Source organism: Mesorhizobium sp. M0016, from assembly GCF_040324035.1.
Lineage (GTDB): Bacteria > Pseudomonadota > Alphaproteobacteria > Rhizobiales > Rhizobiaceae > Mesorhizobium.
In genome coordinates this window covers 64598-83850 of record NZ_JAMYVM010000012.1, presented here as the reverse complement: position 1 = coordinate 83850, position 19253 = coordinate 64598, and the positions used below count along the sequence as shown (strand labels likewise).

19 protein-coding genes are annotated in these 19253 nt (G+C 63.5%); 3 read left to right on the top strand and 16 right to left on the bottom strand.

The features are described from left to right. Nucleotides 1-37: 37 nt before the first annotated feature. The 8 genes from leuC to rplS form a co-directional block, all read right to left on the bottom strand. Nucleotides 38-1447: a 3-isopropylmalate dehydratase large subunit gene (leuC, locus tag NKJ88_RS18500; protein ID WP_023670518.1), complete on the bottom strand. Its 1410-nt coding sequence runs from the start codon at nucleotides 1445-1447 to the stop codon at nucleotides 38-40. Nucleotides 1448-1519: 72 nt separating this feature from the next. After that, complete coding sequence (locus tag NKJ88_RS18495; RefSeq protein WP_032996200.1) at nucleotides 1520-1729, bottom strand: hypothetical protein; 210 nt, start codon at nucleotides 1727-1729, stop codon at nucleotides 1520-1522. Continuing rightward, nucleotides 1726-2361 (bottom strand): class I SAM-dependent DNA methyltransferase, encoded by a 636-nt coding sequence (locus NKJ88_RS18490; RefSeq protein ID WP_031215009.1) that lies wholly within the window; start codon nucleotides 2359-2361, stop codon nucleotides 1726-1728. Before NKJ88_RS18490 ends, NKJ88_RS18495 begins: the two co-directional genes overlap by 4 nt. 58 nt (nucleotides 2362-2419) lie before the next feature. After that, complete coding sequence (locus NKJ88_RS18485) at nucleotides 2420-3226, bottom strand: amino acid ABC transporter permease (protein ID WP_023670521.1); 807 nt, start codon at nucleotides 3224-3226, stop codon at nucleotides 2420-2422. 242 nt (nucleotides 3227-3468) lie between these two features. Continuing rightward, nucleotides 3469-4269 carry a transporter substrate-binding domain-containing protein gene (locus NKJ88_RS18480; RefSeq protein ID WP_023687705.1) on the bottom strand — a complete coding sequence of 267 codons (801 nt, stop codon included), beginning with the start codon at nucleotides 4267-4269 and terminating at the stop codon, nucleotides 3469-3471. A 237-nt stretch (nucleotides 4270-4506) separates the two neighbouring features. Continuing rightward, nucleotides 4507-5004 (bottom strand): MarR family winged helix-turn-helix transcriptional regulator, encoded by a 498-nt coding sequence (locus NKJ88_RS18475; protein ID WP_023670523.1) that lies wholly within the window; start codon nucleotides 5002-5004, stop codon nucleotides 4507-4509. Continuing rightward, a complete protein-coding gene (locus NKJ88_RS18470; protein ID WP_023706727.1) occupies nucleotides 5001-5429 on the bottom strand; it encodes an organic hydroperoxide resistance protein in 429 nt (142 codons plus the stop codon). The genes NKJ88_RS18475 and NKJ88_RS18470 overlap by 4 nt, the downstream gene beginning before the upstream one ends. 152 nt (nucleotides 5430-5581) lie before the next feature. Then, nucleotides 5582-6142: a 50S ribosomal protein L19 gene (rplS, locus tag NKJ88_RS18465; RefSeq protein ID WP_352444989.1), complete on the bottom strand. Its 561-nt coding sequence runs from the start codon at nucleotides 6140-6142 to the stop codon at nucleotides 5582-5584. A gap of 325 nt (nucleotides 6143-6467) precedes the next feature. Here rplS and NKJ88_RS18460 point away from each other — a divergent pair, with 325 nt between their 5' ends. After that, on the top strand, nucleotides 6468-7220 hold the full coding sequence (locus tag NKJ88_RS18460) for a sulfite exporter TauE/SafE family protein (protein ID WP_023706728.1): 753 nt from the start codon (nucleotides 6468-6470) through the stop codon (nucleotides 7218-7220). Here NKJ88_RS18460 and trmD read toward each other — a convergent pair. Then, the gene (gene trmD / locus NKJ88_RS18455; RefSeq protein ID WP_023732893.1) at nucleotides 7202-7900 is read right to left on the bottom strand and encodes a tRNA (guanosine(37)-N1)-methyltransferase TrmD; all 699 of its coding nucleotides are present in this window, start codon (nucleotides 7898-7900) and stop codon (nucleotides 7202-7204) included. The genes NKJ88_RS18460 and trmD overlap by 19 nt on opposite strands. Continuing rightward, nucleotides 7897-8496 (bottom strand): ribosome maturation factor RimM, encoded by a 600-nt coding sequence (gene rimM / locus NKJ88_RS18450; RefSeq protein WP_352444986.1) that lies wholly within the window; start codon nucleotides 8494-8496, stop codon nucleotides 7897-7899. Before rimM ends, trmD begins: the two co-directional genes overlap by 4 nt. A gap of 118 nt (nucleotides 8497-8614) precedes the next feature. Here rimM and NKJ88_RS18445 point away from each other — a divergent pair, with 118 nt between their 5' ends. Together NKJ88_RS18445 and NKJ88_RS18440 are read left to right on the top strand one after the other, a co-directional pair. Next, nucleotides 8615-9553 (top strand): tyrosine recombinase XerC, encoded by a 939-nt coding sequence (locus tag NKJ88_RS18445; RefSeq protein WP_023747380.1) that lies wholly within the window; start codon nucleotides 8615-8617, stop codon nucleotides 9551-9553. 73 nt (nucleotides 9554-9626) lie between these two features. Next, complete coding sequence (locus NKJ88_RS18440; protein WP_352444984.1) at nucleotides 9627-10688, top strand: TraB/GumN family protein; 1062 nt, start codon at nucleotides 9627-9629, stop codon at nucleotides 10686-10688. 849 nt (nucleotides 10689-11537) lie between these two features. On the opposite strand, the gene lpdA is transcribed toward NKJ88_RS18440, so the two are convergent. The 6 genes from lpdA to NKJ88_RS18410 are packed head-to-tail and all read right to left on the bottom strand — an operon-like array spanning nucleotide 11538 to nucleotide 19155. Then, nucleotides 11538-12944, bottom strand: a complete 1407-nt coding sequence (lpdA, locus tag NKJ88_RS18435) for a dihydrolipoyl dehydrogenase (protein ID WP_352444982.1) — start codon at nucleotides 12942-12944, stop codon at nucleotides 11538-11540. Nucleotides 12945-12967: 23 nt separating this feature from the next. Further along, on the bottom strand, nucleotides 12968-13723 hold the full coding sequence (locus NKJ88_RS18430; RefSeq protein ID WP_023706734.1) for an SDR family oxidoreductase: 756 nt from the start codon (nucleotides 13721-13723) through the stop codon (nucleotides 12968-12970). Continuing rightward, complete coding sequence (locus NKJ88_RS18425) at nucleotides 13720-14235, bottom strand: hypothetical protein (RefSeq protein WP_352444980.1); 516 nt, start codon at nucleotides 14233-14235, stop codon at nucleotides 13720-13722. Before NKJ88_RS18425 ends, NKJ88_RS18430 begins: the two co-directional genes overlap by 4 nt. After that, nucleotides 14232-14816: a hypothetical protein gene (locus NKJ88_RS18420; protein ID WP_023706736.1), complete on the bottom strand. Its 585-nt coding sequence runs from the start codon at nucleotides 14814-14816 to the stop codon at nucleotides 14232-14234. The genes NKJ88_RS18425 and NKJ88_RS18420 overlap by 4 nt, the downstream gene beginning before the upstream one ends. Nucleotides 14817-14826: 10 nt before the next feature. After that, nucleotides 14827-16119, bottom strand: a complete 1293-nt coding sequence (gene odhB / locus NKJ88_RS18415) for a 2-oxoglutarate dehydrogenase complex dihydrolipoyllysine-residue succinyltransferase (protein ID WP_023670535.1) — start codon at nucleotides 16117-16119, stop codon at nucleotides 14827-14829. Between the two features lie 48 nt (nucleotides 16120-16167). Then, nucleotides 16168-19155 (bottom strand): 2-oxoglutarate dehydrogenase E1 component, encoded by a 2988-nt coding sequence (locus NKJ88_RS18410; protein ID WP_023736764.1) that lies wholly within the window; start codon nucleotides 19153-19155, stop codon nucleotides 16168-16170. Nucleotides 19156-19253: the final 98 nt, after the last annotated feature.

Genomic DNA, 19253 nt, shown 5'->3' with positions numbered 1-19253 from the left:
TTTGCATACGCTCAGATCAGGCTTGAACCAGTCTGCGCTATTTCCAGTCGCGGATGTCGACGAAATGGCCGGCGATCGCCGCCGCTGCCGCCATCGCCGGCGATACCAGATGGGTGCGGCCCTTGAAGCCCTGCCGGCCTTCGAAATTGCGGTTCGAGGTCGAGGCGCAGCGCTCATGCGGCTTCAGCCGGTCGTCGTTCATGGCCAGGCACATCGAGCAGCCCGGCTCGCGCCAGTCGAAACCGGCGGCAATGAAGATCTTGTCGAGACCCTCGGCCTCCGCCTGTTCCTTGACCAGACCGGAGCCCGGCACGATCATCGCATCGACATGCGCACTCACCGTCTTGCCTTCGACCACCTTGGCCACCGCACGCAGATCCTCGATGCGGCCATTGGTGCAGGAGCCGATGAAGACGCGGTCGAGCGTGATGTCGGTGATCTTCGTGCCCGGCGTCAGTCCCATGTAGTCGAGCGCGCGGATCTTTGACGTCCGCTTGTTCTCGTCCGTGATCTCTTCCGGATTGGGAACGACGCCCTGCACCGAAACGACGTCCTCGGGCGAGGAACCCCAGGAGACGATCGGCGGCAGCTTGGCCGCGTCGAGCACGATCACCTTGTCGAAATGCGCGCCCTCGTCGGACTGCAGCGTCTTCCAGTATTCGAGCGCGGCGTCCCACGACGCGCCCTTCGGCGCGCGCGGCTTGCCCTTGACATAGGCGAAGGTGGTTTCGTCGGCCGCGATCAGGCCGGCGCGCGCGCCGCCCTCGATCGACATGTTGCAGATCGTCATGCGGCCTTCCATCGACAGCGCGCGGATCGCCTCACCGGCATATTCGATGACATAGCCGGTGCCGCCGGCGGTGCCGATCTCGCCGATGATGGCGAGGATAATGTCCTTGGCGGTGACGCCTTCCGGTAACTGGCCATCGACACGCACCAGCATGTTCTTGGCCTTGCGCTGGATCAGCGTCTGGGTCGCCAGCACATGCTCGACCTCGGAGGTGCCGATGCCATGTGCCAATGCGCCGAAGGCGCCATGCGTCGAGGTGTGGCTGTCGCCGCAGACGATGGTCATGCCGGGCAGCGTGAAGCCCTGCTCCGGCCCGATGATGTGGACGATGCCCTGGCGGATATCGTTTTCGGAGTAATATTCGACGCCGAAATCCCTAGCGTTCTTGGCCAAGGCCTCGACCTGGATGCGGCTTTCCTCGTTCTTGATGCCGAACTTGCGCTCGGGCGAGGTTGAGACATTGTGATCGACCACGGCTAGCGTCTTTTCCGGATGCCGGACTTTTCTGCCGGTCATGCGCAGGCCTTCGAAGGCCTGCGGGCTGGTCACTTCGTGAACGAGATGGCGATCGATGTAGAGCAGGCAGGTGCCATCATCCTGGCGGTCGACGACATGGTCGTCGAAAATCTTGTCGTAGAGGGTGCGCGGTGCGCTCATGTGCGTAAGTCCGTCGATTTGCAAAAAGGGGAAGGGCAGACGCGCCGAAGCCTTCGGCCCGGCGAAAGCGGCTTAGCTAAGTCGGCTGGTGAGCGCGCCGGAAATGCGCGAAGAGAAACGCGACGGCAGGCGTTTTCGGTCCTGCAGCACGAAACCCTTATAGGCCGGATCGCCAAAAAGCTCTTCCATGGCGTGGCTCATACCAATGTTTTCGGTTTTCGGCAATTGCGGCGTGTTTTCGCTTCTCCCCTTGTGAGAGAAGGCGAAGAGGGCGGCGCTCAAAGCACCTCGAACACAAAAGTCTTTACCAACGCATCCGGCTCGGCGATCGCATAGCAGCGGAACCATGGGCTTTGCTCGACCGGCTGCCATTTCCCGGCCCGTTCCAACTCATCGAACACGTCCTGGAAGCCGCCGCTTTCGAAAACCTGGTCGCGCACGGTGAAGATGGCGTGGCCGCCTTTTCTGGTGATGCGGACAAGCTCGTGCAGGCCGGACGCCGGCGCATGGCTGATGGTGAACACGCCAGTCGAGAAGAAGGCGCGGAAATGCCCGTCTGGCCAGGGCAGCGGCCCGCCGAGCATTGCCTGCTTCAGATCGCCATAGGCATTGCGGCTGCCGGCGATCTTCAGCATGTCGTCGGAGAGGTCGAGCCCGGCAATGTCGTGATAACCCAGCGCCTTCAATGACGGGCCCGACAGGCCGGTGCCGCAGCCGGCGTCGAGCAGCGGTCCTTCGCCCACCTGCACATGGCGCGCCACCCAGGCGGTGATCAGGAACGGCAGCAGATAGCCTAGCGAAGCGGTTTCGCTGTCATAGGTCGCGGCCCAGTCCGCATAGGCCTTGGCCAGCCCTTCCGGCGTGTCGGCCGAATAGACGGTGCCCAGCGCCGCATTGGCCTTGTCGATCGTCATCGCCTGCATCCTCCGGAATCCTGTCCTCCGCGATCGTAGCCGTGCCCGCGTCGGACTTCTATTCCTGCTGCGCCCGCCGCAGTCGTTGCTCCAGCCCCCGCAGTGCCAACGACAGGCTGACAGTGAGGATGAGATAGATATAGGCGACGATCGAATAGGTCTCGAAGAAGCGGAACGAGCCGGCGGCGTAGATCTTGCCCATCTGCGTGATGTCGGCGACGCCGAGCACCGAGACCAGCGAGGAATCCTTGACCATGGCGACGAAGTCATTGCCGAGCGGCGGCAGGATGGTGCGGATCGCCTGTGGGAACACGATCAGCCGGAAGCGCTGCGTGCGCGTCAGCCCGAGCGCCTTGGCAGCCTCGATCTGGCCTTTCTCGACCGACTGGATGCCCGCGCGGAAGACCTCGGAGATGAAGGCGGAATAACCGATGGTCAGCGCCATGATTGCACGCCACAACAGCGACACGTCGCGCACCAAAAGCTCGCCGAGATAGCCGGCGTTTTGCAGCGGCGCGGTCAGCGCATTCCACGCAGCCACGAAGGCCGGCGCGCCGGCGAAGGCGATCCAGAACAACAGCACCAGGATCGGCACGCCGCGGATGATCTCGACATAGAAACGAGCGATCTGCTTGAGCCAACGCGACCCCGACAGCCCCATCAGCGCAATGCCGAGCCCGGTGGCGGAAGCCAGCGCGAAGGCGACCACGGTGACAAGAATGGTGATGCCGATGCCTTTGGCGACGGTGGCAAAAACCTGGGCGTAGAGATCGCTGGCGGCAATGCAGAGCGCAGCCACGATGGCGAGCGCGATCGCAGCGGCAAGCCACCAGGGGAAATCGGATTTTGGGGTTGAGGCGAGCATCAATGCCCAACGCTGGTGAACAGCTGCGCTCGCAAGATCTGCCGATCTCCCCCCTTGCGGGGGAGATGTCCGGCAGGACAGAGGGGGGTGCTGTCCCTCCAACCTGTCAAACGGTTACAGTCACAACCTTTGGCCTCTTTGGAAAAGCTCAAAACAAAAGGGAGGCGATCCTTCACACCCCCCTCTGCCCTGCCGGGCATCTCCCCCGCAAGGGGGGTCAGCGGCCGTCGCGCCAAGACGGCCTATTGCCCCATCTTGTAGTCGAGAAACCACTTCTTGTTCAGCGCCTCGATCGTGCCGTCGGCCTTCAGCGCCGCGATCGCCGCGTTGACCGGCTTCACCAGGTCCGAGCCCTTCGGGAAGATGAAGCCAAAATCCTCGGTGCCGAGCGGGCCGCCGATCAGCTTGAGCTTGCCGCCGGAGGCATCGACATAGCCTTTGCCGGCGGTGCCGTCGGTCAGGACGACATCGACGTCGCCGGATTTCAGTGCCTGCACCGAAGCGCCGAAGGTCTCGAACTGCTTGATGCGCGGGTTCTGCTCATTGCCGTCGAGCACGCTGTAGACGGCGGTGTAGAACGGCGTCGTTCCGGCCTGCGCGCCGATCAACCCGTCCTTGAAGGCGGCGAAGGTCTTGGCGTCGGTGAAGCGGCTTTCATCGGCGCGCACCAGCATGAACTGCTCCGAACGCATATAGGGGTCGGAGAAATCGACCTTCTCCTTTCGGTCGTCCTTGATGGTGATGCCGGTCATGCCAATGTTGTACTGGTTGTCGGAAACCGCCTGGATCATCGCGTCCCAGGAGGTGTTCTGGTACTCCACCTTGAAGTTCAGCCGCTTGGCGATTTCGTCCATCGCGTCATATTCCCAGCCGATCTGCTTGCCGGTCTTGGCGTCGATGAACTGCAGCGGCGGATAGGCGTTTTCCGTCACCACCACGACCTTCTTGCCGCCGAGATCGGGCAGCGCATCGGCCGCCCATGCAGCGACGGGCGCGAGGAAACAGGCCGCGAGGGCGGCCAGCAGCAGCTTCGATTTGGTCATGACACGCTCCAGGATGAGAAGCCCGCTTGCAGCCGGGCTCGCATGAAAATCCAGGCGCGACTTTAGCCGTCCGCAGACGGCTTGCAAGCCGGTCCGGTGCTCAGCGTCCGGTGAAAGCGGATTCCAATGCCTTCAACCAACGCGGTTTTAGAACGCCCCGTGGTCGGAATTTATTCCGTGATTGCGCCGCCGGCAAACCAGGCCCCTCCTGGACACGGGAACCCGTCAGATGACGGATCAGGATGGTGACGTAGCCTCACGCAGCTTGGCGACAAATCCGGTCAAGGTCCGGTGCAGCGACTTCAGCTCCTCGACTTCCAGCGGCATGGCGCAGGCAAGGCCTGCGGATACGTCCTTGATGCGGGCGCGCAGCGCCTGGCCCTTGGCAGTCGGTTCGACCAGCACGCGGCGCTCGTCGGCCGGATCGCGACGGCGAGTGACGAGACCAGCCGCTTCCATCCGCTTGAGCAGAGGCGTCAATGTCGCCGAATCCAGCCCCAGCGCCTCGCCGAGTCCGCCGACCGTGCTCGGCGCATGCTGCCACAGCGCCAGCATCGCCAAATATTGCGGATAGGTCAGGCCGAGCGGGTCAAGCAGCGGCCGATAGAGCTTGGTCATCAGCCCGCTCGCCGAATAGAGCGCGAAGCAGAGCTGCTGGTCGAGGCGCGGAACGGCGATCCTCCCGGCGGTGTCCGCCGGGACTTCGCTGGCCCTGGTTTCGGTCTTCGTCGTCATGCTGCCTTTGCCGGAAGCGCCACGGTCGAAAGCGCCACCTCGACATTGCCTTTGATCGCATTGGAATAGGGGCAAATCTGATGCGCGGCCGATACAAGCGCTTCCGCCACCGCCTGATCAAGGCCTTTCGTCTCCGCGGCGAGTGCGACACCAAGTTTGAAGCCTTCACCATTGGGAAGCAGGCTGACGGTGGCGCTCACCGCCGCATCCTGCAGCGGCAGCTTCTGCTTGCGCGCGACGAAGCGGATGGCGCTTTCGAAGCAGGCGGCATAGCCGACCGCGAACAGCTGCTCGGGATTGGTGGCGCCACCCTGTCCGCCGAGCTCCTTCGGCAAAGCGAGGTCGACCTTCAGCAGGCCGTCGCTGGTCTCGCCGTGGCCGGCGCGGCCGCCGGTGACGCGAGCCTGTGTGGTGTAGAGTGCCATGTCAGTTCTCCATTTGGTTTGTAACGATTATTTAGTGTACAATTTAATTCGGATCAACAGCCGTGGCCAAACTCTCGGCCGGCAATCGTTCACAGTCTGGTGAAACGAAAAAAGGCGGCCGAAGCCGCCTTTTCAAAATCCTTGGACCAGGTTTATTCGGCCGGGGTCGCTTCCGCCGCCTTTGCAGCCTCGTCGGCGGCCTTGGCGGCTTCGTCGGCGGCCTTCTTCTCGGCAGCTTCCTTGGCGGCCGTCTCGGTGGCCAGCGCCTGGGCAGCGGCAACCTTCTCAGCTTCGATGCGGGCCTTTTCGGCGTTCAGCGCGTCGCGCTCCTCATCGTTCAGCTTGCGGGCGCGCACGCCGGTATTTTCCGAAATACGGGCCGATTTGCCGCGACGGTCGCGCAAATAATAGAGCTTGGCGCGGCGCACCTTGCCGCGGCGCACGATCTCGACGCCCTCGACCATCGGCGAATAGACCGGGAACACGCGCTCGACGCCTTCGCCGTAGGAGATCTTGCGGACGGTGAAATTTTCCTGGAAGCCGGCGCCGGCGCGGGCGATGACGACGCCCTCATAGGCCTGGACGCGGGTGCGGGTGCCTTCGGTCACGCGGACCTGGACGCGCACGGTGTCGCCGGGCTGGAATTCGGGAAGCTTGCGCTTGGCTTCGATCTTGGCGGCCTGTTCGGCCTCGAGCTGACGGATGATATCCATGTCAGTAATCCACTTCTTGTTCTTCCGACAGTCAGAGCGTCCGACACTCGCCTTGCAGTTCCTATGACCGCTCGGCTATGCCTTTTGTCCAGAGACATCTTGTCTTCGAAACATTGGGCAGGGGCGACTACACCGTCATTGTTGACGGGTCCGGGAGATTTTTCTCGCCAGTACGGGCGGGCACATACAGCTATTTCGAGGCTTTGTCACGCCTTGGCCCTGTCTTTTTTGGTCGCATGCCACCACGCAATCGTCCAGTGCGGGGTTGCGCCGACCCTTCAAGCTTCCTAATCCGGGGGCAGCACTCTTGTCCGGCGGCCTCACAATGTCTGTTTTCGACGCAGTCCTGCTCTTCCTCGCGGGTTTTCTGTCAGGCGCCGTCAACGCCGTTGCCGGCGGCGGCACCTTCATCACCTTCGGCGCCATGACGCTGGCCGGCCTGCCGCCGATCGTCGCCAACGCCACCTCTTCGGTGACGCAGTTTCCCGGCTACATCACCTCGACGCTGGCTTACTGGACCGACATCAAGCATTTCTGGCGCGGCGCGCTGCTGCTCTGTCTGATCTCGGCTTTGGGTGCGCTGGCCGGTGCGCTCATCCTGCTGGCGCTCTCCAACCCGTCGTTCCGCGCCTTGGTGCCGTGGCTGCTGCTGGCCGCAACCGCCTTGTTCGCCGCCGGGCCGTGGCTGAAACCGGCGCCGAAGCCTGGGCATGAAGCCACGGTCGGCTCGCTGGCCGGTTCGCTGGCACAGTTCGCCACCGCCATCTATGGCGGCTTCTTCGGCGCCGGCATGGGCGTGATGATGCTGGCGACGCTCGGCCTGACGCAAGCCGGCGACTATCACCGGCTGAACGCGCTGAAGAACATGCTGGCCGTGGTCATCGCCGCCGTTGCCATACTGGTCTTCGTTTCCGGCGGCGTTGTTGCCTGGCCTCAGGCAATCATCATGATCCCCGGCGGCGCGCTCGGCGGCTATGCCGGCGTATGGATCGCCAAGCGCGTGCCGCAAAACGCAGTACGCGGCTTCGTCATCGCCGTCGGCCTGTTTCTCGCCGTCTACTATTTTGCCAAGGGCTGAGCGGCGAGCAAATCCGGCCGGCGCTCCCTGGTCAGCTTCTCGGACTCCGCACGCCGCCAGGCGGCGATCTTCTTGTGGTTGCCGGAGACCAGCACGTCGGGGATCGGCCTGCCCTCGAACTCCTGTGGCCGCGTGTAATGCGGGTGTTCGAGCAGGCCGTTCTCGAAACTTTCTTCCTCGCCCGACACCGCATTGCCCATGACGCCGGGCAACAGCCGCACAACGGCGTCGAGCAGCACAAGCGCCGCCGGCTCGCCGCCCGACAGGATGAAATCGCCGATGGAGACCTCTTCCAGTCCACGCGCCTCGATCAGCCGCTGGTCGACGCCCTCGAACCGGCCGCAAACGATGACGGCGCCTGGCCCGCCAGCCAGTTCGCGCACGCGCGCCTGCGTCAGCGGCTTTCCACGCGGGCTCATCAGCAAACGCGGCCGCGGATCGCCCGCCGGCGACGTGTGGTCGATCGCCTTGGCCAGCACATCGGCGCGCATCACCATGCCGGCGCCACCGCCGGCCGGCGTGTCGTCGACGGTGTGATGGCGATCGCTGGCGAAGGTGCGGATCTGGATAGCTTCCAGCGACCATGTCCCGACTTCGAGCGCCCGTCCGGCCAGCGACAGGCCTAGCCCGCCCGGAAACATCTCGGGATAGAGCGTCAGCACCGACGCCTTGAACGTCACCGGTTGCCTCCGGCTTCGCGCGGCCCGCGCGGTCGGCCCTTCGCGTCGAAGTCTTCTTCGCGCGGCGCCTCGCCATCCTCGTCCTCGACCAGCCCGGCCGCCGCCGGATCGACACGGACAAAACCTTCGGCAACCACCACCTGCGGCACGGCGGCCTGCGTGAACGGGATCAGCACGCCTTTGCGCCCGCCAAGCGTGACATCGAGAATGTCGCCGCCGCCGAAATTGTGCACCGCCACCACCTTGCCGATGACCGCGTCCTTATCGTCGCGGACTTCAAGTCCGACGAGATCGGCGTGGTAGAATTCGTCCTCCTCGCCATCGTCGGGCAGCATCGAGCGGTCGACGAACAGCTCGGTTCCGGCCAGCGCCTCGGCGGCGTTGCGGTCGGCAATGCCCTTGAAGCGCACCACCACGACGGTGTTGGCGGGCCTGATGTCGATGATCTGGAAGGCGCGGCCGTCCTTGGCATAGAGCGGCCCATAATCGGCCAGCGCCATCGGCTCGCCAGTGAAAGTCTTCACCCGCAATTCGCCCTTGATGCCGTGGGCGGCGCCGATCACGGCCATTTGCACGGGGTTCTGGGGCTTCGACATGGCTGATATCCTTTGCCCTGCTCTAACGCCCTACCGGCGTCATTTCAATGATCGCCCGTGGCCATTTCAATGACAGGTTCTTCACCGCTTCCTAACCCGGCTGCCTGACAATGGCGGCATGCAGGAATTTCTCATCCCGGCAAAACCCGACCTCCAGGCAGCGCGCGAAAGCTGGCTGAAGATGCTGGCGCGCGAGCGCCGGCTGGCGCCGGCGACCGTCGAAGCCTATGAGCGCGACACGCGCCAGTTCCTGCATTTCCTCACAGGGCATTGCGGCGGCTCGCCTGGTCTTTCCGACATCGCCACTCTGCGCCCGGCCGATCTGCGCGGCTTTCTTGCCGCGCGGCGCAACGCCGGCGCCGGCGCCCGCACGCTCGGACGCGGCCTCGCCGGCATCCGCTCGCTGCTGCGCTTCCTCGAACGGCGCGGTCTCGCCAATGCCGCCGGTGCCGCTGCGTTGCGCGCGCCGCGCCAGCCGAAATCGCTGCCCAAGCCGCTGACCGCCAGCGATGCCAAACATGTCGTGTCGGTGGAAGGCCAGCTGGCTGAAGAGCCCTGGATCGCCGCCCGCAACGCCGCCGTGCTGACGCTGCTTTATGGATCGGGCCTGCGCATTTCCGAAGCGCTGGGCCTCAGCGCCGCCGACCTGGCATCGGAAGCCGACACCGTGCTGCGCGTCACCGGCAAGGGTGGCAAGACACGGCTGGTGCCGGTGCTGCCGGTGGCGCTCAGGGCAATCGCCGAATACCGAAAACTGTGTCCCTACCATCTCGATCCCAAGGGCCTGCTGTTTCGCGGCGCCCGCGGCGGGCCGCTCAACCCGGCCATCGTCCAGCGCGACATGGCCAGGCTGCGCTCGGCGCTGAACCTGCCCGACACCGCGACGCCGCACGCGTTGCGCCATTCCTTCGCCACCCATCTGCTCGGGCGCGGCGGCGACCTGCGCACCATCCAGGAACTGCTCGGCCACGCCAGCTTGTCGACGACGCAGGTCTATACCGGCGTCGACACGGCAAGGCTGCTCGAGATCTACGAATCTGCCCATCCCCGCGCGTGACACTGTATAAGTCGAGGACAATTTCCCCACGCCGGTTAACCGTTTCGCCGCTTTTCAGTCCTAGAACCGCACCATGAAACGCGCCCTTGCCATCGCCGACCGCGCGGCCCTTGTGTCGCTGAAGCTGCTCGTCGCGCTCAACGCCCTGTTTTTCCTGTCTTTTCTCGTCGCGTTGCTGCTTGCCATGGGCAAGGCGCATGCCGAAGCCCCGGCCTGCGCCGGCGCCGATCTGCTATCGGCCCTGCAGAAGGAAGACCCCGCCGCCTATGCCAGGATCGAGACGGAAGCAGCAGCGACGCTGAACGGCAAGGGCCTGTTGTGGAAGTTGGAGAAATCAGGCGAAAAGCCGTCCTTCCTGTTCGGCACCATGCACATGACCGACCCGCGCGTGACCACTCTGCCGCCGGCAGCCAGGAAAGCCTATGACGCTGCCGGCACCATCATCATCGAGACCACCGACGTGCTCGACAAGCAGAAGATGATGGAGGCCATGCTCAAGGAACCCGAGCTGATGATGTTCACCGACAACACGACGTTGTCGTCGCTGTTGTCGCCGGAGGATGCGGCGGTGGTGAACAAAGGGCTCGATGCGCGCGGCATTCCGCCGGCGAGCGTCTCCAAGATGAAGCCGTGGCTGCTGTCGGCCATGGTCGCGCTGCCGGTCTGTGAGGTCGCCCGTCAGGCAGGCGGCGCACCGGTTCTGGACGTCAAGCTGGCGCAGGACGCCAAGGCCTTGGGGAAGCCGGTGGAAGGGTTGGAGACCGCTGCCAGCCAGCTGCACGCCATGGCCTCGCTGCCGATTGCGTTCCACATCAAAGGGCTGGTCGAGACCCTGAAGCTCGGCGACAAGATAAACGACATCAACGAAACCATGATCGTGCTTTACCAGCGCGGCGACACCGGCACCTTCTGGCCGCTGTTGCGTTCGATCTCGCCCGACGAAGACGACGCAGGTTACGCCGAATTCGACCGGACGATGATCACCGGCCGCAACAAGGTCATGGCCGACCATGCCGCACCGATCCTGGCCAAGGGCAATGCCTTCATGGCCGTCGGCGCCATGCATCTTCCCGGCCCCGAAGGCCTGGTCGAGGATTTTCGCAAGGCCGGCTATACCGTCACCGCCGTCGACTGAGCAGCGCCCGTCTTGAATACCGAATCACGTAAGCCCGGCTCTGTGCGGTGCGCAACTGATTCGCAAAGCGGAGGCGGTTGGCCCTATTTTTGGCGGAAAAGGCCAGCTAAGCTCGTTCTACCTCGTTCGTGATTGATTTTGCGGGGGAAATACAGGCCAACAAGCGGTTGCGAATCAGAATTTTCCTGCGTTCGTCAATTTGAAGGCCTAGTATGAACCCGTTCAACGGTTGCGCGTTGAGGGGTGTTGATTGATGCTTTTCATCCACGGAGGACACTTTTATGGCGAACCCTAACGATCCAGCGCCCAGGTCGGGTGGTGGCAGCGGCTGGCTGATTGCGCTGGTCGTCGTCATCCTTGCGATTGTCGCGTACTATGTTTTCGGCAGAAGCGGCGAACATCCTGCGCCCGCAGAGCCGCCGGCAGCCAGCACACCGGCGCCCGCACCTGCACCGGCTGAGCCGATGAAGCCCGCCGAACCGGCTCCCGCACCAGCGCCTGCGCCCGCACCGGCTCCTGCGCCAGCCCCGGCGCCCGCGCCTGCTCCGGCGCCGAGCCCGTAATCTGGCCAACTGATCTGGCATCTTGCTTCCAGCCCAAGAACGGCCCGCTGAAAAGCGGGCCGTTTTGTTTGGGGCACCTGTCGGCGAGCGTCGCGATTCTTCACCGCCCCTCTGTGCTGCCGGACATCTCTCCTCAAGGGGGAGATCGGCTGTCTCACGAACAGCGCCGGGTTAGAAACGTGAGAAACTTGAAGGCTCGCGACGCGGCGGTGAAGTCCAATCTCCCCCGTTGAGGGGGAGATGGCCGGCAGGCCAGAGGGGGGGGTGCCGTCCCTCCAGCGTTTCCTTAAATATGGATCGGCTTGAAGAACGTCGCCAGCGCTGCTTCCTTCACCGCTTCCGACATTGTCGGATGCGCGTGGCAGGTGCGGGCGAGGTCTTCGGATGAGCCGCCGAATTCCATCAGCACCGCCGCCTCATGAATCATCTCGCCGGCGCCGAAGCCGACAATGTGGACGCCGAGCACGCGGTCGCTGGCTTTGTCGGCGAGGATCTTCACGAAGCCGTCCGTGTGCAGCATGGCGCGCGCCCGGCCGTTGGCGGTGAACGGGAATTTGCCGCTTTTGTAGTCGATGCCGGCCTTCCTCAGCTCTTCCTCTGTCTTGCCGACCGAAGCGATTTCCGGGCTGGTGTAGACGACGCTCGGAATGGCGTCGTAATTCACATGGCCGGCCTGGCCGGCAATGGTCTCGGCCACCGCCACGCCTTCATCCTCGGCCTTGTGCGCCAGCATCGGCCCGGCGATGACGTCGCCAATGGCGTAGATGCCGGCCACGTTGGTCCTGAGATGCCCGTCGGTCTTGACCCGGCCGCGCTCGTCGACCTCGACGCCGGCTTCTTTCAACCCGAGGCTGTCGGAATAGGCCCGGCGTCCGGTCGAGATCAGCACCGCGTCGGCCTCGATGGTCTCGGCCGCACCACCCTTGACCGGCTCGAAGGTAACGGCGGCGCCCTTTTTGGCCTTGGTCACCCCTGTCACCTTGGCGCCGAGCTTGAACTCGAAACCCTGCTTGGAAAGCAGGCGCTGGAACTGCTTGGAGACCTCGCCGTCCATGCCGCCCAGGATGGTGTCGAGGAATTCGACCACGGTGACCTTGGCGCCGAGCCGTGCCCAAACCGAGCCGAGCTCCAGACCGATGACCCCACCGCCGACCACCACCAGATGTCCCGGCACTTTCTCCAGCGATAGCGCGCCGGTCGACGATACGATCACCTTCTCGTCGATGTCGACCTTGACACCGGGAATGCCGGCGACATCGGAGCCCGTGGCAATAACGATATTTTTCGTCTCGATCTCCTCGACCTTGCCGTCCTCAGCCGTCACCAACACCTTGCCGGCCGCAACCACCTTCCCGGTGCCACGGAAACTATCGATCTTGTTTTTCTTGAACAGGAAGGCGACGCCATTGACGTTGGCCGAAACGGTCGCGTCCTTGTGCGCCATCATCTTCTTCAGATTGAGTTTCGGCGCCGGTATCTCGACGCCCAGCGCATCGAAGGAATGGCCGGCCTCGGCGAACATCTCCGAGGCATAAAGCAGCGCCTTGGATGGGATGCAGCCGATGTTCAGGCAGGTGCCGCCGAAAGTGGCGTTCTTCTCGACCACCGCGACCTTGAGCCCGAGTTGTGCCGCCTTGATGGCACAGACATAGCCGCCCGGTCCCGACCCGATGATAACGACATCATAAGCCATGTTCGTTTCCCTTAGCTTGGGGCTCAGCGGCCGCCGCTTACATTCAGGATTGCGCCCGTCGTGTAGGACGCTTCATCCGACAAAAGATAGAGAACGGCATGCGCGACTTCATCCGCCGTGCCGGCTCGTTTCATCGGCAGCATGTCGCGGAACCGCTCGACCCGGTCCGGCTGGCCGCCCGAAGCGTGGATCTCGGTGTCGATGATGCCCGGCCGTATCGCATTGACCCGCACGCCTTCGGTCGCGACTTCGCGCGCCAGTCCGAGCGTGAAGGTGTCGATCGCCGCCTTGGACGCGGCATAGTCGACATATTCGCCTGGCGAGCCGTGTAGCGACGCAGCCGACGAGATGTTGACGATGGCGCCGCCCTGGCCGCCATGCTTGCTCGACATGCGCCGCACCGCTTCGCGGGCGCACAGAAACGAGCCGATGACATTGATGCGCATCATGCGCTCCAGCCGCGCCAGGCTCATCTCGTCGACACGCGCCTTGACGTCGACGATTCCGGCATTGTTGACCAGGGCGTCGAGCCGGCCATAGGCGCCATCGACGGCTTCGAACACGGCGACGATGTCAGCCTCGACGCCGACATCGCCCTTGACCGCTATCGCTTCACCGCCACCGACCTCGATCTCGGCGACCAGCGCCTGGGCCGCGGCCTCGTTTGCGGCATAGTTGACCGCGACGCGGTAGCCGGCCTTCGCCGCAAGCCGGCAAGTGGCCGCACCAATGCCGCGGCTGCCGCCGGTGACCAGAAGCACTTTTTGCGATGCACTCATTCCTGGCAGCCCTTCAGCAGAAACACATCCCACGGCAGTTTCGAGAAGCCTTTCGGACCGAAGGCCGACGACATCTGCAGCGACGGGCCGAGATCGGGGAAAATCAGGCTCTGCGGCGCGTCCGTGCCTTCGGCCGCCAGCAGCGCAATGTTGCCCTTGTCGTCGGCGCTGTAGACCACGCCCTGCCAGACCGTGCAGGCGGCAAGCTCGTCGCCGGTGACGTCGCCGGTCGGGCATTTGTACATCAGCGATCCGTGCGGCCGCGAAACGCCCGATGTCCACATGACGATGCCGTCGAGGACGACACCTTTATCGAGCACCATCGTGAAGGAGTTGGTGACGGTGACCGCATCCGTCGTCGGCCGGAAATCGATGCCGGCATCCCTCTCGGCATCGCCATAGACGGCGAGCGCCAGCGGGCAGGCGGCCTGGGCGGGGATCGGCGTCGCCACCGCTGCTGCTAGCGACAGGGCCAGAACACGCTGCGAAATGCGGAAGGACCGGATTGTCATTCGTCGCCCTGAACATCCCGGTCGACAAGGAAGACCGCTGCTAGAAAGTAATCTATCTCAAAGACAATTTTCGCATCCCCGTCCACCGGAATGGTGTTGATCTCATATTTGAGGGTCAAATAGCGGGAGCCTTCCGACAGTTCGATATAGATGTCGCGCTCATCGCCGCCACCGATTGTCCAATTGAACTCAGGCTTGTTCAGGACCTGCAGCGCTTTCGGCAACGCGTGAAATGCAATCGGGTCGTTGCCAGCCAGAATGGTTGGATGTCTTCCCAGATTGAGTTCGAAATCGCCGCGCCAGGTCGCCATCATGCCGTTGAGTGCCAAGGCGGTCTTGGAAGGCTCGACGCTGATCGATCGCAAGCGAAAATCGGGGCTGAAGAAGAATTCGCAATTGGCGCCATAGATACACCACGCGGACTCCGTGTCCCCGTGGCGATAATGACCGTCCACCCGCACATCCTCCGCGTCGATCAGTTGTCGAACCGCCTCACGGCTGCTTTTGCCGAGTTCGAGAGGACCCGCGCGGCCAGTCGTCAGGAGTTCGAACAGGTCGATCGGCTGGGCGGGCTCGGCCATCCCGGATCACTCACAGATCGAGCACCAGCCGTTCGGGATCTTCCAGGCTGTCCTTGACGCGGACCAGGAAGGTCACGGCTTCCTTGCCGTCGACGATACGGTGATCGTAGCTGAGCGCCAGGTACATCATCGGCCGAATCACGATCTGGCCGCCGACCACGACGGGCCGGTCCTGGATCTTGTGCATGCCAAGAATGCCCGACTGCGGCGCATTGAGGATCGGCGTCGACATCAGCGAACCGTAGACGCCACCGTTGGAAATCGTGAACGTACCACCCTGCATGTCGGCGACCGACAGCTTGCCGTCCCGCGCGGCGATGCCCAGCCGGCCGATATCCTTCTCGATCTCGGCAATCGACATTTGGTCGGCATTGCGCACCACCGGCACGACGAGACCCTTTTCGGTGCCGACGGCAACGCCGATATGGGCATAGTTCTTGAAGATGATGTCGGTGCCGTCGATCTCGGCATTGACCGAGGGGATTTCCTTCAATGCGTGCGTAACCGCCTTGGTGAAGAAGCCCATGAAGCCGAGCTTCACGCCATGCTTCTTCTCGAAGATGTCCTTGTACTTGGTCCTGAGCGCCATCACCGCCGACATGTCGACCTCGTTGAAGGTGGTCAGCATGGCGGCGGTCGACTGCGCTTCCTTCAGCCGGCGCGCAATGGTCTGGCGCAGCTTGGTCATGCGCACGCGCTCCTCGCGCGACGCATCGTCGCCCGAAGACGGCGCACGCACAGCGACCGGAGCCGGTGCGGCCTTCGGAATTTCGGCCGGCTGCGACGGCGCGCCCTTGGAAATCGCGTCGAGCACGTCGCCCTTCAGCACCTGGCCGCGCTTGCCCGAGCCAGAAACCTGGTCGACCGACAGATTGTTCTCGGCGATCAGCTTTGCGGCAGCTGGCGCCGGCGGCATGGTGCGCGGCTCGACCGGCCCGGCGTCGCCGGCTATCTTGGCGGTCTCAGCCGCAGCCTGCCTGGTCGTGTGCGCTGCGTCCGGGCTCGAAGCCTGCGACACCGCTTGCGGCTTGGTCTCCTGCTTGGACGCCGGGGCGGCCGTGGCGACGCCTGCCGAGATCGAACCCAGCAACGCGCCGACGCCGACGGTCTCGCCTTCCTTGGCGGTGATCTCGCCCAGCGTGCCGGCGGCGGCGGCAGGCACCTCCACCGTCACCTTGTCGGTTTCGAGCTCGACCAGCGGCTCGTCGACGGCAATGGCATCGCCGACCTTCTTGAACCACTTGCCGATGGTCGCCTCGGTGACGGATTCGCCGAGAGTGGGAACGCGGATTTCGGTAGCCATTGTGCCTGTTCCGTTTCTTCTCTGTCTGTTCTATTCGCCGGGTTTGTTCTATTCGCCGAGCGCGTCTTCGAGCAGGGCGGCGAGCTGCGCCAAATGCTTCGACATCAAGCCGGTCGCCGGCGATGCCGCCGCAGGACGTCCGGTATAGCGCACCCGCTGGTGCTTGGCGTCGATATGAGCCAGCACCCATTCCAGATACGGATCGATGAACGACCAGGCGCCCATATTCTTGGGTTCCTCCTGGCACCACACCATCTCGGCATTGCGGAAGCGCGACAGTTCGGTGATCAGCGCCTTGGCCGGGAACGGATAGAGCTGTTCGACGCGCAAGAGATAGATGTCGTTGATGCCGCGCTTCTCGCGCTCCTCGTACAGGTCGTAATAGACCTTGCCCGAGCACAGCACGACGCGGCGGATTTTGGAATCCTTGGTGAGCTTGATCGCCTGGTTCTGCAACAGCTGGGCGTCGTCCCACAACAGCCGGTGGAACGAGCTTTCGCCCGAAATCTCCGGCAGCGTCGACACTGCCCGCTTGTGGCGCAGCAGCGACTTCGGCGTCATCAGGATCAGCGGCTTGCGGAAGTCGCGCTTCAGTTGCCGGCGCAATATGTGGAAGTAGTTTGCCGGCGTGGTGCAGTTGGCGACTTGCATATTGTCTTCGGCGCAGAGCTGCAGGAAACGCTCGAGCCGGGCCGAGGAATGTTCCGGCCCCTGGCCCTCATAGCCATGCGGCAGCAGGCAGACCAGGCCCGACATGCGCAGCCACTTGCGCTCGCCCGACGAGATAAACTGGTCGAACACCACCTGGGCGCCGTTGGCGAAATCGCCGAACTGCGCTTCCCAGAGCGTCAGCGCCTTAGGCTCGGCCAGGCTGTAGCCATACTCGAAGCCGAGCACCGCCTCTTCCGACAGCATCGAGTTGATGACTTCGTAGCCGGCCTGTGCGGCCGAGAGATTGTTGAGCGGGATGTAGCGGGTCTCGTCGCGCTGGTCGTAGAGCACGGAATGGCGCTGCGAGAAGGTGCCGCGTTCTGAATCCTGGCCGGAGAGCCGGATCGGATTGCCGTCGAGCAGGATGGCGCCGAAGGCCAGCGCCTCGGCCGTCGACCAGTCGATGCCTTCGCCGGAGTCGATCGCCTGGCGGCGGTTTTCGAGGAAGCGGATGATGGTCTTGTGCGCCTCGAAACCTTTCGGCACCTCGGTCAGTTTCTTGCCGATGTCCTTCAGCACCTTGACCGGCACGGCGGTCTTGCCGCGGCGCTGTTCGTCCTGGTTGTCGGCGGTGCGCAGGCCGGACCAGGCACCGTCCAGCCAGTCGGCCTTGTTAGGCTTGTAGTGCTGGCCGACTTCCCATTCGGATTCCAGATGGGCGCGCCAGTCGGCCTTCATCTTGTCGAGTTCGGCCTGGCTGATATGGCCCTCGGCGATCAGCCGCTCGCCATAGATCTGCACCGTCGTCTTGTGGTTGCGGATGTTGGCGTACATGATCGGCTGGGTGAAGGCTGGCTCGTCGCCCTCATTGTGGCCGAAGCGGCGATAGCAGAACATGTCCACCACCACCGGCTTGTGGAACTTCATGCGAAATTCGATCGCCACCTTGGTGGCATGCACCACCGCTTCCGGGTCGTCGCCATTGACGTGGAAGATCGGCGCCTCGATCATCTTGGCGACGTCGGACGGATAGGGCGACGAGCGCGAGAAGCGCGGATTGGTGGTGAAGCCGATCTGGTTGTTGATGATGAAATGCAGCGTGCCGGCGACGCGGTGGCCGCGCAACCCCGACAGGCCGAGGATTTCGGCAATCACACCTTGGCCGGCAAAGGCGGCATCGCCATGCAGAAGCAGCGGCAGCACCTTGGCGCGCTCTTCCAGCGGCACGATCTCCTCGCGGCTGCGGCCGAACAGATAGTCCTGCTTGGCGCGCGCCTTGCCCATCACAACCGGATCGACGATTTCCAGATGCGAGGGATTGGCGGTCAGCGACAGATGCACCTTGTTGCCGTCGAATTCGCGGTCCGACGAGGCGCCGAGATGGTACTTGACGTCGCCCGAGCCCTCGACCTCGTCAGGAGCGGCCGAGCCGCCCTTGAATTCGTGGAAGATGGCGCGATGCGGTTTGGCCATCACCTGGGACAGCACGTTCAGCCGGCCGCGATGCGCCATGCCGAGCACGATCTCCTTCATGCCGAGCTGGCCGCCGCGCTTGATGATCTGCTCCAGCGCCGGGATCAGGCCTTCGCTGCCATCGAGGCCGAAGCGCTTGGTACCCTTGTACTTGACATCGATGAACTGCTCGAAGCCTTCGGCCTCGACCAGCTTCTGCAGGATCGCTTTTTTTCCCGTAGCGGTGAAGGAAATCTCCTTGTCGGCACCCTCGATGCGCGCCTGGATCCAGGCCTTCTCCTCGGGATCGGAAATGTGCATGAACTCGACACCGAGCGTCGAGCAATAGGTGCGGGTCAGGATCTCCAGCATCTGCCGGATGGTGCCGAATTCGAGGCCGAGCACATTGTCGAGGAAGATCGGCCGGTCGTAGTCGGCTGCGGTAAAACCGTAATTTTCCGGCGACAGTTCGTTATAGTCCTCAAGCGGCTTGGCGATGCCGAGCGGGTCGAGATTGGCGTGCAGATGGCCGCGCATGCGGAAGGCGCGGATCATCATGATGGCGCGCACCGAATCGCGCGTCGCCTGATGCACGTCGGCATCCGACAGCACGACGCCATTGGTGACCGCCTTGTCCTTGACCTTCTTTTCCAGATGCTTCTCGACGATGCCCCAATTGCCGTCCAGCGCCGACACCAGTTCGCCATTGGCCTGCAGCGGCCAGGACGGCTTTGCCCAGGAAGCGCCCTTGGCGTTCTTGCGCACATCGCCGGCGTCGTCCTTCAGCCCGGCGAAGAAGTCCTGCCATTCGGGGTTTACCGACTCTGGATCATCCTCATAGGAGGCGTACAGCGCGTCGATATAGTCGGCATTGCCGCCATACAGGAAAGAGGTGAGCGAAAATTGGTCGTTGGCCTGATCTTGTCTTGCCATTTTTGTCCGCGGAGCCTGGCTCCGTCTCCTTTTCAAAAGCGAATAGTGAGTAGCGAATAGCGAGTAGGGATTTTTCCCGGGTCGCGCCGTTACTCTCT

What these genes read in the sequence shown, in the direction of transcription:
- lpdA (WP_352444982.1), bottom strand. Translation starts at nt 12,944, where the DNA reads ATGGCTTATGATGTCGTTATCATCGGGTCGGGACCGGGCGGCTATGTC.
- NKJ88_RS18410 (WP_023736764.1), bottom strand. Translation starts at nt 19,155, where the DNA reads ATGGCAAGACAAGATCAGGCCAACGACCAATTTTCGCTCACCTCTTTC.
- NKJ88_RS18430 (WP_023706734.1), bottom strand. Translation starts at nt 13,723, where the DNA reads ATGAGTGCATCGCAAAAAGTGCTTCTGGTCACCGGCGGCAGCCGCGGC.
- leuC (WP_023670518.1), bottom strand. Translation starts at nt 1,447, where the DNA reads ATGAGCGCACCGCGCACCCTCTACGACAAGATTTTCGACGACCATGTC.
- odhB (WP_023670535.1), bottom strand. Translation starts at nt 16,119, where the DNA reads ATGGCTACCGAAATCCGCGTTCCCACTCTCGGCGAATCCGTCACCGAG.
- NKJ88_RS18440 (WP_352444984.1), top strand. Translation starts at nt 9,627, where the DNA reads ATGAAACGCGCCCTTGCCATCGCCGACCGCGCGGCCCTTGTGTCGCTG.
- NKJ88_RS18460 (WP_023706728.1), top strand. Translation starts at nt 6,468, where the DNA reads ATGTCTGTTTTCGACGCAGTCCTGCTCTTCCTCGCGGGTTTTCTGTCA.
- NKJ88_RS18425 (WP_352444980.1), bottom strand. Translation starts at nt 14,235, where the DNA reads ATGACAATCCGGTCCTTCCGCATTTCGCAGCGTGTTCTGGCCCTGTCG.
- rimM (WP_352444986.1), bottom strand. Translation starts at nt 8,496, where the DNA reads ATGTCGAAGCCCCAGAACCCCGTGCAAATGGCCGTGATCGGCGCCGCC.
- NKJ88_RS18420 (WP_023706736.1), bottom strand. Translation starts at nt 14,816, where the DNA reads ATGGCCGAGCCCGCCCAGCCGATCGACCTGTTCGAACTCCTGACGACT.
- NKJ88_RS18475 (WP_023670523.1), bottom strand. Translation starts at nt 5,004, where the DNA reads ATGACGACGAAGACCGAAACCAGGGCCAGCGAAGTCCCGGCGGACACC.
- NKJ88_RS18470 (WP_023706727.1), bottom strand. Translation starts at nt 5,429, where the DNA reads ATGGCACTCTACACCACACAGGCTCGCGTCACCGGCGGCCGCGCCGGC.
- NKJ88_RS18445 (WP_023747380.1), top strand. Translation starts at nt 8,615, where the DNA reads ATGCAGGAATTTCTCATCCCGGCAAAACCCGACCTCCAGGCAGCGCGC.
- NKJ88_RS18480 (WP_023687705.1), bottom strand. Translation starts at nt 4,269, where the DNA reads ATGACCAAATCGAAGCTGCTGCTGGCCGCCCTCGCGGCCTGTTTCCTC.
- rplS (WP_352444989.1), bottom strand. Translation starts at nt 6,142, where the DNA reads ATGGATATCATCCGTCAGCTCGAGGCCGAACAGGCCGCCAAGATCGAA.
- NKJ88_RS18490 (WP_031215009.1), bottom strand. Translation starts at nt 2,361, where the DNA reads ATGACGATCGACAAGGCCAATGCGGCGCTGGGCACCGTCTATTCGGCC.
- NKJ88_RS18485 (WP_023670521.1), bottom strand. Translation starts at nt 3,226, where the DNA reads ATGCTCGCCTCAACCCCAAAATCCGATTTCCCCTGGTGGCTTGCCGCT.